A 15,720-nucleotide genomic window follows, 5' to 3' on the forward strand; every position below is an offset into this window, starting at 1 on the left:
AAATGGAGTCGATTCCAGTAGATTAATTGGTAAAGGATACGGAGAAACACAGCTGGTAAACAAATGCGCTGATGATGTGGAATGTACAGAGGATGAACATCAATTCAACAGACGCAGTGAATTTATAATTACTGCCTTATAAAAACGGTTTGAGATTATAAATCAACAATTTAATCAGGTTATATATTATCATAAAGGCTGCCTGAGGCAGCCTTTATGATAATATATCTAAAACTTACTTATATTTTTGCGAAAATATTGGTGTAATATTTTTTACCTGTAGCCGGATCCACTCTGATTGCGATACCAAAATGAGTAAAATTACCTTCAATATTTTTCTTATGTTCAGGACTGGCTAACCAGGCATTTAAAACAGACTGAGAAGAATTATAATTATAAGCAATATTCTCACTTACAGATTTGGCGCCTAGCACATTCATAATATTTTCAGAACGAAGTATAAAATCATTATGATCAACTACATTATTGATAATCATGTAATTATCATGCTCTTCTGACTTCAGAGAGATATAATTAATTGTCGCCAAAGAATTTAACCCAATGCTAACTCTGTAATTGTTTATCAAATTCATAGTTTCGATTTCAGAAGTGTTATAAGTATAATCGACTATCTTTTGAGATAAAGCTGCATTTGATGTTGGCAATTTAGAATTATCTGAAGAACAAGAAGGTATTGCAAAAAATGTAAAAATGAGAAACAAAGCACGAAATAATACTGATGTCATATTGAATTAAGAGATTAAATTAACAAGTTGTAAACTATACATTTAGAATTATTTCAATCGTTATAGTTTGACCGTTTGTAAATGTATATATAACACTTCAAAAATCAAGTTATTTAAAAAAAAGATAACAATATTCTAAAAAAAAAACTCTTTTATTACATTCTGATAAAAAAATTCTATTTTTTATTAATTTTATTCCCAAAAAAATAGGCATACATATATAATACCACTTCGAAATTAAAAGTTTATCATTTTAAAGAATTTATCCTCAGCAATCCAATCTCTAACAAAAACAGAAAAGGTTACCTTTTGGACAGAAGAGAACTTTTTCAATTATAATAATCAAACAAAATAGTAGCTTATATTTTTACAAAGATATTGGCAGGCCATTTTTTACACACCACAGGAACCTCTGAGATTGAGATACTAAAATGAGTAAATTAGCCTTCAATATTTTCTGCCAACCAGAACTGTAAACCAGATCAACCTAATATTTAAAAATAGTCTTTGGGTATTGTAATTGTAAACTGACCTTTAATTAAAGGAGCTATCTAAGTCCTAAAAATCTATCAAACAAAAAAAGGCTGTCTTTTGGGGGGAAGACAGCCTTTTAATACCAAAAATAAACAAAAAATTAACTTATATTTTCGCGAAGATATTTGTGTAATATTTTTTACCCGTTACTGGATTCTCTCTTATAGAAATTCCAAAATGAGTGAAATTACCTTCAATATTTTCTTTGTGTCCAGGACTAGCTAACCAAGCATTTAAAGCAGCTTGAGGCGTACTGTAATTGTAAGCGATATTTTCGCTTACAGTTTTAGCACCTAAAACTTTGATTATATTTTCAGAACGAGCAACAAAATCATTATGATTAACTACATTATTAGTAATCATATAATAGTCATGCTCTTCTGACTTATGAGACATATGATTAATTTTTTCTAAAGGATTTAATCCTACACTAACTCTGTAGGTATTTATTAAATTCATAGTTTCTATTTCAGAAGCATTATAAGAATAGTCAACTACCTTTTGAGTTGTCACAGCTGTTGTTGATTCTTCAGAACTATCAGAAGAACAGGAATTCAAAGTAAATACTATAGTAACGAGCAATATTGTATAGAGTAATTTTGATTTCATAATAATAGTAGTTTAAGTTTAAAGGAGATTGTGGGGCAAACTTCTTTAATGTATTAACAAATATGTGCTTTAATTATATTTAAAACTACACATTTTATCGTTAAACTACCAAATAAAATCGACGAACTACATCATAAATATTTTTTTATGTATATTATTCTTACATTATGGAGATAATCGATCAATTTTCCAAGAGAAATCTTCTTGACTTATATACCTAATTCTATCATGCAATCTGTTAGGCCTTCCTTGCCAAAATTCAACTTCTAAAGGAGTAACCAAAAATCCTCCCCAATACTCCGGTCTTGGAATAACCATACTATCAAAATCTTTTTCTAATTGTTTTAGATTTTCCTCTAAATATTCTCGCGAGGGCACTACTTCACTTTGGTTTGACACTATTGCTCCCAACTTACTTCCATCAGGTCTGGATTCAAAATAATTATCTGAAATAGCTCCAGTGGTTTTCTGGGCAATACCTTTTATAATAACCTGGCGTTCCATTGTGTGCCAAAAAAAAGAAAGACATACTTTAGGATTATTGGCAATAGCCTTCCCTTTTTCTGAATTATAATTGGTATAAAAAATAAATCCCTCCTCATTGAATTTTTTTAATAAAACAACTCTGGACTTTGGGAAGCCATCTAAACCAATTGTAGAGACGGTCATGGCATTAACTTCTTCATTAGCGCCAAAATCTTCTGCTTCATGAAACCATCTATTAAATAGGTTTATTGGATCTTCCGGAATATTAGATTCTGATAACTCACTCTTTTCGTAGGATTTCCGGTAATTGCTTAAATCGCTCATTTTTTTAATTTTAAGATTGTTTGATTTTAAGATTGTTCTAAATAGAATAATCTTAAAAATACAGTATCAATTTTATAGTGCAACAGATGAATTATCTTTATTTAAAAATCAAAACTTTTTCCATCATCAGCTAAAAGCACTTCCGGAAAAATTGTTTCGGCTTCTTCCTTAAATAGTTCGATACTTTGATATCTTGTAGAATAATGCCCTAAAATTAATTGCTTCACATTAGATTTCAAAGCAATCATTGCAGCTTCTTTTGCAGTGGAGTGCAATGTTTTTTTTGCCAGATTTTCTTCTGATTGCAAAAAAGTAGATTCGTGGTACAATACATCTACATTTTCAATAATCGGAAGAATGGATTCATTATAAGCTGTATCAGAACAAAAAGCATATTTTTTTGCTGGAACAGGATCGAATGTTAATTTGTCGTTTTCAATGACTCTGCCATCTTCTAGAGTGATGTCCTTGCCGTTTTTTATTTTCTGATAATAACAAGTATCAATTTCATAATTTTGAACAGCATCTAAATTTAGTTTCCGCTCCCCTATTTTTTCTTGGAATAAAAAACCATTGGTATAAACACGATGCTTTAATGGAATGGTTTTCACCAAAACCTTTTCATCTTCAAAGATTACTTCACTTTCAAGAGATTCCAATTCATGAAAAAATAATCCGTAATTAGTCCAGGAATTTGACAATCGCAATTGTAACTTAATGATTTCTTGAATCCCTTTAGGTCCATAAATATGTAATTCAGTGACTCTGTTAAGTAAAGTAAAAGTTGAGACTAAGCCCACTAATCCAAAAAAATGATCCCCATGCAAATGCGAAATAAAAATATGATTTATCTTAGAAAACCTAATTTTGTTTTTGCGTAATTGCACTTGGGTTCCTTCACCGCAATCAATCAGAAAAAGTCTGTTTTTTATTTCTAAAATCTGTGAGGTAGGATTGGTAAAAGTTCGAGGCGTTGCGGCAAAGCAACCAAGTATCGTTAATTTCAAGTTTCTATGTATTCGGTTATTTGTTTAACCGTTTAATCGGTTATTGCGTATTTGGTTAAATCAATTAAACGGTTAAACAAATAACCGAATACACTAATTTAAAAACCTAATTCTCTTTCAATCTCTTCCATCTCAATTATATCATGCGCTTCTAACAAGGAAGGAACGACCGTTAATTTAGCAGGAACTGCATTATAATCAAAATCTGAAGTGACAATAACAAATGACTTTTTCCCTTTTTTATGTTGTTTTGATAATGGCAAAAATAACTTTATACTGTCTGTAGATAAATCTTTGTAAAGTAAAAGATCAATAATCAAGTTATGTTTTTCAAATGTTTTGTATTGATGCGTTACCTTCATTAAAAAAGAAGTAAAATCACCTTGTGTATCTTTAATTGTAATTGTGTGGCCTTTTTGATCTACTTTCATTTTTTTAAGTTTCAGAAGCTGCGTAACGGCAGACAGGTTACTAAGTAGCTAAGTTACTAAGTTTTTATTTGAAATTACTGAATTTTTGAAGCCAAAAGATAAATAACTGCCATTCTAATCGCTACACCATTTTCTACTTGGTTCAAAATCACAGACTGATGCGAATCAGCAACTTCACTGGTAATTTCGACACCACGATTGATAGGTCCCGGATGCATGATTATGATTTCTTTATTCAGTGAATCTAACAACGTTTTATCAACTCCATATTGCTGTGCGTATTCTCTTGTCGATGGAAAATAATTCACATCCATTCTTTCGTTTTGTACCCGTAACATATTTGCCACATCGCACCATTCAAGTGCTTTTCTCAAATTAGGTTCCACAGTTACACCAAGTGATTCAATATGTCTTGGAATAAGGGTTTTAGGTCCGCAAACTTTTACCTCCGCTCCCTGCATTTGTAAAGCATATATATTTGACAATGCTACTCTGGAATGCAATACATCACCTACAATGACTACTTTTTTTCCAGCCACTTCACCTAATTTTTCTCTAATTGAATAACTGTCTAATAAAGCCTGTGTAGGATGTTCATGTGCTCCATCGCCTGCATTTACAATACTGGCTTTTACGTTTTTGGATAAAAAATAAGCTGCACCAGGATTGGCATGTCGCATCACCACCATATCTACTTTCATCGAAAGTATATTATTTACAGTATCTATTAATGTTTCTCCTTTTTTCACTGAAGATTGTGCCGCCGAAAAACTAATCACATCGGCGGATAAACGTTTTTGAGCTAATTCAAAAGAGAGTTTAGTTCTTGTACTGTTTTCGAAGAAAATATTGGCAATGGTAATATCTCGTAAAGAAGGTACTTTCTTAATTGGTCGGTTAATGACTTCTTTAAAATGATCGGCTGTTTCAAAAATTAGGTCAATATCATTTTTGTTGATGTACTTTATGCCTAATAAATGATTTACGCTTAATTCTTTCATTTCTTTTTACGATTATTAGTTTTTTAATAGTTAGATTTCTAAATAAAATAGTGTCTAACTGGTAATTAAATACACCCCATCTTCACCATCATTTTCTTTCCAACTCACTTTCACTTTTTCGTTATTTATGGCATCTACCTGTCTTCCCCTATAATCTGGTTGAATGGGTAAATTACGGCTGAAACGTCTGTCTATTAAAACCAGTAGTTCTATTTCTGAAGGTCTTCCAAAAGATTGAATGGCAGTCAAAGCAGATCGAATACTTCGACCCGTAAATAAAACATCGTCAATGAAAATGACTTTTTTATTTTCAACAATAAAATTAATCTTAGTTTTATTAGCTTCTAATGGTTTATCCGTTCTACGAAAATCATCTCTGAAAAAGGTAATATCCAGATAACCCAATTGAATTTCAGGAGTTTGGTATTCTTTTTCTAATATTTCTTTCAAACGTTCCGCTAAAAAAACGCCTCTTGGTTGAATCCCCACCAAAATAGTATCTGAAAAATCTAAATGCTTTTCAATTAACTGACAGGCCAAACGATGTAATATGATAGTAACTTCTTTTGCAGTAAGTAATACTTTTTGACTCATGTTAAAGTGTGTTGTTTGGTTTTGCAAATATACAAATTCGAATTTATGATTTTATAATTATAAAGCAAGAAAATAGTTGCATTTATTATTTACTATGAAATCCATATTGCTTTATACCAAATAGATTCTAACAGCCGTTGTTATGAACTTTAAACTACTCAGTACAAAAAAGATAGAAATCAATGGCTAATTAGATTATAAAAACTCAATCCCCTGTCAATAAATTATTAATCCTATTTTAAATTGGATTTCAATAAAAACAATCAAAAATTTCACAAAAAACCACTAAAATTATGTAACAAATGACTATTAAGATTCTGTATCTTTATATTTTAACATAAACTTTTAAAAATATAAAATCATGAAAAAAGAAATAATAAGATTATTAATGCTTTTTATAGTGTTAATTTCATTTACAAGCTGTTCAGTGATAGAAGGTATATTCAAAGCTGGTGTTGGTGTTGGTGTATTTATAGTTGTTATCGTTGTTGCAATAATAATTTTTATCGTTAGTAAAATATTTGGAAAGAAGTAGATGAAAATTATAATAATTCTCAATTAAACAAAAAATATCCCGCAATTGCGGGATATTTTTTGTTCTTAAATTATAGATATTATTATTATACTGTGTACATCTTAGTTCTCAATTCCTGAACTTTTTCATCATCTAGGTAATCATCAAATGTCATGTAACGGTCAATCGCTCCGTTTGGAGTCAATTCAATAACTCTGTTAGCAACCGTTTGAGAAAACTCATGGTCATGAGTAGTAAAAATTACTGATCCTTTAAAGTTCTTCAAAGAATTATTAAAAGCTGTAATCGACTCTAAATCCAAGTGATTCGTTGGTTCATCAAGCATTAAAACATTTGCTCTTTCCATCATCATTCGAGACAACATACAACGTACTTTTTCTCCTCCAGACAATACTCTACAGGTTTTCAACGCTTCTTCACCTGAGAAAATCATTTTCCCAAGGAAACTACGAATGTTAACCTCATCACGTTCTTCTTCTGTTTTTACCCATTGACGCAACCAATCCACTAGTGAATAATCACTCTCAAAAAACGAATGATTTTCTACTGGTAAATAGGCTTGATTAGTAGTAACTCCCCAATCATAAGTTCCAGAATCTGCTTTTTTATTTCCGTTTAAAATTTCATAGAAAGCTGTTGTTGCACGAGAATCTTTTGAGAAAAGAACAATTTTATCGCCTTTTGCCATATTCAAATCAACTCCCTGAAACAAGGTTTCTCCATCAATTGAAGCACTTAAATTCTGTACATTCAAGATTTGATCTCCTGCTTCACGCTCTTGGTCAAAAATAATCGCTGGATAACGACGACTTGAAGGTTTTATCTCAGAAATATTAAGTTTACTAATCATTTTTTTACGAGAAGTAGCTTGTTTTGATTTGGCTACATTCGCACTAAAACGACGAATAAATTCTTCCAATTCCTGTTTCTTTTCTTCAGCTTTCTTATTTTGTTGTGCGCGTTGTTTGGCTGCTAATTGGCTTGATTCATACCAAAAAGTATAATTTCCTGAATAATGATTTATTTTACTGAAATCAATATCCGATATATGTGTACAAACGGAATCTAAAAAGTGTCTGTCGTGAGAAACTACAATTACTGTATTTTCATAATTTGCCAAGAAATTCTCTAACCAAGCTATGGTTTCAAAATCCAAATCATTGGTAGGCTCATCCATAATAAGTAAATCCGGATTTCCAAAAAGCGCTTGTGCCAAAAGGACACGAACTTTTATCTTTCCTTCCAAATCTCCCATTAAAGTATAATGATATTCTTCTGTGATACCAAGGTTTGACAACATCGATGCAGCATCAGAATCGGCATTCCATCCATTCATTTCTTCAAATTGCACTTGCAACTCTCCTATTCTATCTGCATTTTTATCGTCGTAATCTAAATACAAAGCATCCATTTCTTTTTTGATGGCATACAATGTTTTATTTCCCATCATCACGGTCTCAAGAACGGTACTCTCATCAAACATATTATGGTTTTGGTTCAAAACCGACATACGTTTCCCTGGTTCCAAATGAATATGTCCTGATGTAGGATCCATTTCACCGGCAATTATTTTAAGAAAAGTAGATTTCCCAGCACCGTTGGCTCCAATAACTCCGTATATATTACCGTGTGTGAAGGTCGTATTTACTTCGTCAAACAAAATTCGTTTGCCAAACTGAACTGATAAATTATTAACTGTTAACATGAATATTTTTTTATAAAATTTTTGCAAAAATACGAAAAAAAATACTGATTTCCTTAATTCGAAAAAACACATTTTCATAAGTTGCATTTTGCTCCACATTAAAAGGATAATCAAAAAAAATCCTGACAAAATATTGTCAGGATTATAATATTAATCTTCTTTAAAACAAACCGATAACCAAGAACCACTATTTAGTTACAAGAACTAAAATAGAATTAATCAAACTGGATTTTTTCAATATCTATTTTAGAAATTTTTACAGCAACTTTTTTAAACTATTGTAAACGGCTAATTCTACATCAGCAGGACTTCTAGAATTACATTGCTCTAATAAATCATTTAATACCGTTGGATTTACCGTTTGTTTTTTATCAATTTTAAGTAAAAGCTGCTGGGATAAATCACTTAAACTTTTAGACAATGGTAAAAGCGGTTGCACCAGTGGAGCATTTGCACTTAAACCAATTAAATCAGCATTCATCGTAATCCATTTTTTCAAAAAATTGGTCACCAAAGTTTGATTTTCTTGACTTTTATTTTCTAAATAATTGTTTACTGCAGTATCAAAATCAAAAACATCAAAAGCATCGGCAGTACACGCATCGGCAAATAAGGTCAACGGAGAATGCATGCGGTATTTTTTCCCTCCACCATTACGTTTATAATTTTTCAGAGGCTCACAAACATTCGAAAAATCATTCAACGCAGCTGTGTTTTGATTGTTACTGATATTTCTTAAAATAACCTCTTTATTTCTAATGTGCGTAATTCCCAGTTCTTCTAATCTGAAAGAAATTGTTTTTAATCTTTTTCGCAAGCTATTCATGTCGGTAACATTTTCATTAGACCACAATCGTTCCGCAATAGCTGCTGTTCGTGGCCAAATCCTTGAATCTATGTTTAAAGGCGTTACGAGTTCGCTCCACATTGCTGCTTCGCCTCCCAATATACTTGCTTTTTCTTCCGGAGTCAGAATAGTGTTTTTAGGTATCGGGTCATTCAAATAATGTTTCTCTACACTAAGCATTAAATCAATATAATAGCCATTGGACAAAACTGTTTTAAACCCACTTTTTGCCGCTTTTATTAACGATCCATCAGAAGAAAGCCCTTGATTCGTTCCTTTCCAAGCATGTATTATGGCATCTTTAGACATGTTTTCAGTCATTATTTCTTCCCAGCCCATCAGTTTTTTGTTCTGTTTTTTCAACATTGGAATCAACTGCATGTTAAAATACGTTTGCAAATCATGGTCATTCTCCAAGTTGTATTTTTTCTTAAATTCCTGTATTTTAGGATTTGCATTCCACTCTTTGCCATTATTTTCATCACCTCCAATATGAAAATAAGCCCCAGGAAATAAAGGACAAACTTCATCAAAAATTTCGCTTAATAATTGATAAGTTTTTGGATTTGAAGGGTCTAAGGTCGAATTGAAAACCCCTGAATTTCTTTGAACTTCATAGGTGACTTTTCCATCACTTACTTTACTTCCTACTTCAGGATATGCGGTAAGGAATGCCGAAGCGTGACCTGGCACATCTATTTCCGGTATAACTAAAATCCCTCTTTGATCAGCATATTTCACAATGTTTCTGATTTCTTCCTGAGTATAATAATTCCCGTCCGAAGCCAATTCATTCAATTTAGGATGTTTTTTCATTTCAATTCTCCATCCTTGATCATCTGCTAAATGCCAATGAAAAACATTCATTTTCATCGCAGCCATAGCGTCAAGATTTCTTTTAATAACATCCACCGGCTGAAAATTTCGGGCCCCGTCAATCATCAACCCTCTCCAGGTAAATCTTGGAGAATCTGTAATCTCAACCGTAGGAAAATAATATGAAGTGCTGTTATTTTGCAGTAATTGCAACAGCGTTTCCAAACCGTGTAACGCACCTAAATCGGACGTGGCATTGATCGTGATTTTATTGGAAGTTATCGTAAGTGTATAACTTTCATCTTCATTTATTTCTATTTTCCCGTTGCGAACACAATTAATTTGCAATTCTGCTTCTAGGCTTTCGTTGACTTTTGTCAAAAAACTTTGCTCCAGGAACAATCCTGTTCTGCCGTCCAATCTTCTTAAAAAGCGGGTTGCTCCTATAAAAATTCTAGGATTTGGGTTTCCGGTAATATTTACTTTAAAATTTTTGCTTAAAGCAAAAGTACCAGCGGTCAAATTTATATTTTGTGGCCACGGCATAAGATCTAACTGTTCTTTTTGTATCTGAGCATTCGTTGCAAAAGCAAAAAATAATAGAATCAAAATGTATTTCATAAATTTTAATGTTAATAGTTAAAACGCTTAAAAGCTTCAATCGCTTCATATTCAGCAAGACCTAAATTATCATACAATTTTGCAGTATTCTTATTACGGTCTTCAGCTCTTACCCAAAATTCTCTGGAGTCGTTTCCTTGAAACATCACTCTGTCTTTTTGAGATTGATGGTATAAAATCGCATGCCTTTTCAACATAACTTCATCAGGACTTAAAGGAACTGCCATATCTATTTCATGGATGTCCCATTCATGCCAAGCGCCTCGATACAACCATAACCAACAATCATTCATGTATTGCTCTGACTTCAATTGTTTCATTGCAGCAAAAATTGCATTCAGACAAACTTCATGAGTCCCATGTGGATCTGCTAAATCTCCTGCTGCAAAAACTTGATGCGGTTTTATTTTGGCAATAATAGCCGCAACTAAAGCTACATCTTTTTCTCCTACTGGATTTTTCTTTACTTGTCCGGTTTCATAAAAAGGCATATCCAAAAAATGAATGTTTTCATCTTTCAATCCGATGTATCTTGTGGCAGCGTAAGATTCACGGCGTCTAATAAGTCCTTTTAATTTTCTGACTTCTAACGAATCAATTTGATTTTCGTTTTTATTATTTAAAAAATCGATAACCGCTTTAAAATTAATTTTAGTTTGATCGGCACCGACAAAATCGTTGCAAACTTCGGCAAATTTTAATGCTTCGTCATCAGTAACGGCTATGTTCCCAGAAGTTTGATACACAACATGAACATCGTGTCCTTGTTTTATTAATTTTGAAAAAGTTCCTCCCATGGAAATCACATCATCATCCGGATGAGGGCTGAAAAGTATTACTCTTTTCTGGGCTGGAGTAGCTCTTTCGGGTCTATACGTATCATCAGTATTGGGCTTTCCTCCTGGCCATCCCGTTATCGTATGTTGTAGCACATTGAACATGTTTATGTTCAAATCGTAAGCTGAGCCTTCCAACGCCAAAAGATCAGACATTCCATTATTATTGTAATCTCTATCCGTTAGTTTTAAAATAGATTGGTCTGTTTTCTGGCATAGCCAAACAATTGCTTTACTTTTTAATTCTTGGGTCCAAATGCATTCTCCAACCAACCAAGGTGTTTTAAAACGGGTTAATTCTGAAGCTGCCGATTGGTCTAAAACGAAAGTAGCATTAGTGTGATTTTGCAAAAAAGTAGCCGGAACTTCAGAGCTGATATCGCCTTGAATGGTTCTCTTTATAATATCAGCTTTATTTTGGCCCCAAGCCATTAGTACAATTCTTTTGGATCTAAGAATTGTAGAAACGCCCATTGTAATGGCTCTTTTAGGAACATTATCAATACCATTAAAATCTGAGGAAGCATCAACTCTTGTAATGTGATCTAAAGTGATGATTCGAGTTCCTGAATTGATGTGGGATCCAGGTTCATTAAAACCTACGTGACCCGTACGACCAATTCCTAATAATTGAAAATCTAATCCACCAGCATTTTTAATATTCATCTCATAATCAATACAATATTGATTTAGCTCTTCAATGGCTACTGTTCCGTCTGGAATATGAATATTTTCAGGCTTAATATCTATATGGTTAAAAAGATGCTGATGCATAAAATAATGGTAGCTCTGATTGTTTTCTTTAGTCATTGGATAATATTCATCCAAATTAAAAGTGATTACATTACTAAAACTAAGTCCTTCTTCTTTATGCATTCTAACTAGTTCTTCATACACTTTTATAGGTGAAGATCCAGTAGCTAAACCAAGAACACAAGATTTATTTTTCTCTTGTTTGGATTTAATAAATTCAGCAATTTCTTGAGCTACAATTACAGAGGCTTCTGTTGAGTTTTTGAAAATTTCGTTGTGAATTTTTTCAAATCTAGTTTCTTCAAATTTACCGGCACTTTTATAGCTAATGTCGGGTTTAATTTCTAAAGCACTTTTCATTTTATTTTGTTTTAATTCTAATTATAAAGATATGCTTTTTTTAAAATGGTATAAGTAGTGTGAATCACTTATACCATTTAAATTTCATTCTTTTTATTTATTTTTTTGAAGTTAGTTCCTATAGTATCACACCAAAGTCTAGTTCCTCCAGTATCAACTCCTGTTAGTTTAATACCCACAGAATTTTCATCTTTTCCCGATTGTACAAAGTTTATACTCATTCTGGTGCAAATTTATCTTTAAGAAAATTCTAAAAAAAATAATTTATACCAACAGTTCTTTATTTTAAACCAACGACATATTTTTGTCAACAATGCGTTTTTCAAACAAACAATTAATGAGCTTTTTTACCTATTTTCTGTTTTTTTATTTTAAAAGGTGTTTTTAGTATCAAATTGACTAAAGTTGTAAAAAAATTAAGAACCACTATTTTAATGCATAAATTATTAAGTAAAAAAGTGAGTAAAAAAAAATAAATTCGATATCAGACTTTAAAACCATTTTTGGTTTTGGGTAACTATGTACATTGGTTAAATTTATGTGCTTGCTATAGCATCTTAGGTATATTTAACTTTAATCTGGCTTAGGGAAAGGGAACGAAATAGAGCCATAAAAGAGAATTAGTCTAAAATTGAATTATAGATTCTAATATTGATACCATTAAAGTTCCTTCTTTACTTTTTATATCTCTTGTAGAAAATGCCTTTAAACATGGTGGATTAAATAATGAGAACCTTAAAATAAAGATTAATTGTAAAGTCATTAATGGAACTATGCTCAGTTTTGAAATTATGAATAATTTCGTACTTTCACAGCGCACAAATACAAAAAAAGGTATCGGTTTAACAAATATTAAAAAGCGATTGAAATTGATTTTCAAAAACCTATACACTTTCGAACATAAATTAAAGTTCAATTATTATATCATCCGTTTACAAATACCTATTCATAATGAAGATTAAATGTGTTTTAGTAGATGATGAACCATTAGCTATAAAAGTCCTTCAGAATTATTTTACCAATTTTGCAGATTTTGAAATTATTGGCACGTTTAGTAATGCACTGGAAGCACTGGAGTTTATCAATAACAATAGCGTTGACGCCGTATTTCTAGATATCAATTTGCCTATGATGACTGGTTTTGAATTGATCAGATTAATAGAGTACAAAACTAAAATTGTAATCACCACTGCCTTTAGGGAATTTGCTGCTGAAAGCTATGAATTAGACGTTTTAGACTATTTAGTAAAGCCAATCCCATTACCCCGATTTATTAAATGCATCAATAGGATTTCAACCGAAATCAATTTAAAGAATAATATTAAAACTGAGATGCATCGAATCGAACCCCATATTTTTATCAAAGTAGATAAAAAAATGGTAAAAATAACGATCGATGAAATTCTGTTTATCGAAGGAATGAAAGAATATATTAAGGTCGTGACTATTGACAAAACCTATATTACGCATAAATCATTAACTTCTTTATCCGAGGAATTACCTTTAGACCGATTTGTAAGAATTCATAAATCATACACCATTGCTATAGATAAGGTGAAATCCATAGAAGGGAATCGAATCCAAATACTTTCTTACACTTTACCCATAGGACGAAATTACAGTAAAGATGTAAAAAGTAAAATCTTAGAATAAATTCCAGTTCAATATTTTATTTGAAAAAGCAGAAATTTCGAAAAAAAAAGCATCGTTTTTTAACAAAAAGTGATTATTCTATAATTCTACTAATATTTATTCTAAATAATTTTTTTTTAATTTACTTAACAAATACATTTACCACCTTACTGCAAAAAAAAATAAATTAAACTAAAAACCAAACCATTTACAATCATGAGTTCAGAAAATTTACAAACCAAATGGGGACAATTTATCTCATTAATAATCGTCTTCTTCTTTTGGGGTTTTGTTGGGTCTGCCAACGACATTCTAATCCCAGTATTTAAAAAAGTATTTACTTTATCTCAAGTACAATCTCAATTAGTGGCATGGGCATTTTATGCTGCTTACTTTGTAGGATCAATAATTTTCTTTTTAGTATCCTTAAAACTTGATGTTTTACAAAAATTTGGATACAAAAAAACACTTTCTGCAGGCTTAATCATTTCTGCCATTGGTTCCTTTTTATTTGTTCCCGCTGCAACAATGGAAAGTTTTCCGTTCTTTTTAACCGCTTTGTTTACTGTAGGTTTAGGGTTTTCAATTCAACAAATTGTAGCTAATCCTTTAGCTATTAAAATGGGAAGCCCCTCAACAGGAGCCCACCGTCTGACTTTGGCTGGAGGTGTAAATTCTTTTGGAACAACTATCGGTGCTATTTTATTAGGAATCGCTTTGTTCGGAATGGGTGACAATAAAAAAACTTCACTTTCACTTGAAGACATTAAATTGCCTTTCATTATTTTAGGACTTGCTTTCATTATAGTGGCCATTTTTATGAACTTTTCTAAAATTGAAAACCCTGTAAAACTAGAAGAAGCTGAAATTAAACATGCGCACGAAAAATTCAATATTTTAGACTATCCACAGCTATACTTAGGAATGTTAGCCATTTTTATTTATGTTGGAACCGAGGTAACAATAATTAGTAATTTACCTGCTTTATTAAAAACTGCAGAATTTGGCAGTATTTTAGAAGATGCTATTTCGCCATTTATAGCATTATACTGGGGAAGTTTAATGATTGGTCGTTGGAATGGTGGTGTAAATGTTTTTAACACCTCAAAAATAGCCAATATTGCTCTTAAATTTATTGTTCCAGCTTTAGGATTTGGAGTTATTATTGGAGCTAATATATTTGCTGGTCATGATGTTTCTGCATTTTATATTTATCCTATTTGGATATTAATATTTATTGCCGTAAGCTTTATAGGTGGTAAAAATGCAGGCAAAACATTAATGCTTTTTGGTCTTTCTGGCCTACTGATGATGTTTATTGGATTAGTTTGTACTGATACCGAAATTGCTAAATTCTTTCTTATTTCCGGTGGATTATTCTTATCTATTATGTGGCCTTCAATTTTTGATTTGGCTATTGCCGGTTTAGGTAAAAACACTGGAAAAGCATCTTCTTTCTTAATTATGATGATCCTTGGAGGAGGAGTAATTCCTCTGGTTCAAGGAAGTATTTGCGATATTGACAGTACTAGTCCAAATGGAATATTTGGCATTTCTTGGACACATTTCTCTTACATTGTTCCGCTTATTGGTTTTGCATATTTAGGCTTCTACGGTTTTTATTGCCCTAAAATATTAAAAAGACAAGGAATTAATCATATCGAAAGCGAAGGAGGAGGACACTAATTTTAATATAATACAAACCAAAAAACAAACCAAATAAAAAATCCCATCAACCTAGGTTGATGGGATTTTTATATTTAATTCTGTCCCGTCCTGAAATAGTGATACACAAAAAGTATCCTTATGGAAAAACAAGAAGAACCACGCTATTTAAAGCGCACCCAAAAAGACTATTCGATGTTTTTTAAATTGCAAATTGT

At 31.7% G+C, this 15,720-nt stretch carries 14 protein-coding genes; 3 read left to right on the forward strand and 11 right to left on the reverse strand.

Translation table 11 applies throughout. The annotated features are described in order from the left end of the window. Positions 1 to 239 precede the first annotated feature (239 nt). The 7 genes from ACM55K_RS17270 to pyrR all read right to left on the reverse strand — a co-directional run bounded on the left by ACM55K_RS17270 (position 240) and on the right by pyrR (position 5,732). The gene (locus ACM55K_RS17270) at positions 240 to 746 is read right to left on the reverse strand and encodes a CAP domain-containing protein (RefSeq protein WP_416851573.1); all 507 of its coding nucleotides are present in this window, start codon (positions 744 to 746) and stop codon (positions 240 to 242) included. Positions 747 to 1,385: 639 nt separating this feature from the next. Continuing rightward, positions 1,386 to 1,889: a CAP domain-containing protein gene (locus ACM55K_RS17275; RefSeq protein WP_416851574.1), complete on the reverse strand. Its 504-nt coding sequence runs from the start codon at positions 1,887 to 1,889 to the stop codon at positions 1,386 to 1,388. Positions 1,890 to 2,054: 165 nt separating this feature from the next. Then, positions 2,055 to 2,699, reverse strand: a complete 645-nt coding sequence (gene pdxH / locus ACM55K_RS17280; RefSeq protein ID WP_416851575.1) for a pyridoxamine 5'-phosphate oxidase — start codon at positions 2,697 to 2,699, stop codon at positions 2,055 to 2,057. A 101-nt stretch (positions 2,700 to 2,800) separates the two neighbouring features. Then, positions 2,801 to 3,706 (reverse strand): ribonuclease Z, encoded by a 906-nt coding sequence (locus ACM55K_RS17285; protein ID WP_416851576.1) that lies wholly within the window; start codon positions 3,704 to 3,706, stop codon positions 2,801 to 2,803. Between the two features lie 98 nt (positions 3,707 to 3,804). Next, entirely contained in the window at positions 3,805 to 4,137 is a 333-nt protein-coding gene (locus ACM55K_RS17290) for a hypothetical protein (protein WP_035672743.1), read from the reverse strand. 74 nt (positions 4,138 to 4,211) lie between these two features. Further along, the gene (locus ACM55K_RS17295) at positions 4,212 to 5,138 is read right to left on the reverse strand and encodes an aspartate carbamoyltransferase catalytic subunit (RefSeq protein ID WP_416851577.1); all 927 of its coding nucleotides are present in this window, start codon (positions 5,136 to 5,138) and stop codon (positions 4,212 to 4,214) included. Positions 5,139 to 5,192: 54 nt separating this feature from the next. Beyond that, positions 5,193 to 5,732 (reverse strand): bifunctional pyr operon transcriptional regulator/uracil phosphoribosyltransferase PyrR, encoded by a 540-nt coding sequence (gene pyrR, locus ACM55K_RS17300; RefSeq protein WP_282716456.1) that lies wholly within the window; start codon positions 5,730 to 5,732, stop codon positions 5,193 to 5,195. A gap of 361 nt (positions 5,733 to 6,093) precedes the next feature. Here pyrR and ACM55K_RS17305 point away from each other — a divergent pair, with 361 nt between their 5' ends. Further along, on the forward strand, positions 6,094 to 6,267 hold the full coding sequence (locus ACM55K_RS17305) for a hypothetical protein (protein ID WP_416851578.1): 174 nt from the start codon (positions 6,094 to 6,096) through the stop codon (positions 6,265 to 6,267). 85 nt (positions 6,268 to 6,352) lie between these two features. Here the strand turns inward: ACM55K_RS17305 and ACM55K_RS17310 are convergent, their stop codons facing one another. From ACM55K_RS17310 to ACM55K_RS17325, 4 genes are all read right to left on the reverse strand, one after another. After that, positions 6,353 to 7,972 (reverse strand): ABC-F family ATP-binding cassette domain-containing protein, encoded by a 1,620-nt coding sequence (locus tag ACM55K_RS17310; RefSeq protein ID WP_416851579.1) that lies wholly within the window; start codon positions 7,970 to 7,972, stop codon positions 6,353 to 6,355. A gap of 256 nt (positions 7,973 to 8,228) precedes the next feature. Further along, positions 8,229 to 10,256, reverse strand: a complete 2,028-nt coding sequence (locus ACM55K_RS17315; RefSeq protein WP_416851581.1) for a beta-N-acetylhexosaminidase — start codon at positions 10,254 to 10,256, stop codon at positions 8,229 to 8,231. Positions 10,257 to 10,267: 11 nt separating this feature from the next. Then, positions 10,268 to 12,205 carry a glucosamine-6-phosphate deaminase gene (gene nagB / locus ACM55K_RS17320; RefSeq protein WP_416851583.1) on the reverse strand — a complete coding sequence of 646 codons (1,938 nt, stop codon included), beginning with the start codon at positions 12,203 to 12,205 and terminating at the stop codon, positions 10,268 to 10,270. Between the two features lie 77 nt (positions 12,206 to 12,282). Continuing rightward, positions 12,283 to 12,426: a hypothetical protein gene (locus tag ACM55K_RS17325; protein ID WP_416851585.1), complete on the reverse strand. Its 144-nt coding sequence runs from the start codon at positions 12,424 to 12,426 to the stop codon at positions 12,283 to 12,285. Positions 12,427 to 13,156: 730 nt separating this feature from the next. Between ACM55K_RS17325 and ACM55K_RS17330 the strand changes: the two genes are divergently transcribed. Together ACM55K_RS17330 and ACM55K_RS17335 are read left to right on the forward strand one after the other, a co-directional pair. Continuing rightward, positions 13,157 to 13,858 carry a LytR/AlgR family response regulator transcription factor gene (locus ACM55K_RS17330; RefSeq protein WP_416851586.1) on the forward strand — a complete coding sequence of 234 codons (702 nt, stop codon included), beginning with the start codon at positions 13,157 to 13,159 and terminating at the stop codon, positions 13,856 to 13,858. 195 nt (positions 13,859 to 14,053) lie between these two features. Continuing rightward, entirely contained in the window at positions 14,054 to 15,523 is a 1,470-nt protein-coding gene (locus ACM55K_RS17335; RefSeq protein ID WP_416851587.1) for an MFS transporter, read from the forward strand. Positions 15,524 to 15,720: the final 197 nt, after the last annotated feature.

The sequence above is a fragment of the Flavobacterium arabinosi genome, assembly GCF_048158725.1.
In the GTDB taxonomy this organism is placed as follows: domain Bacteria; phylum Bacteroidota; class Bacteroidia; order Flavobacteriales; family Flavobacteriaceae; genus Flavobacterium; species Flavobacterium arabinosi.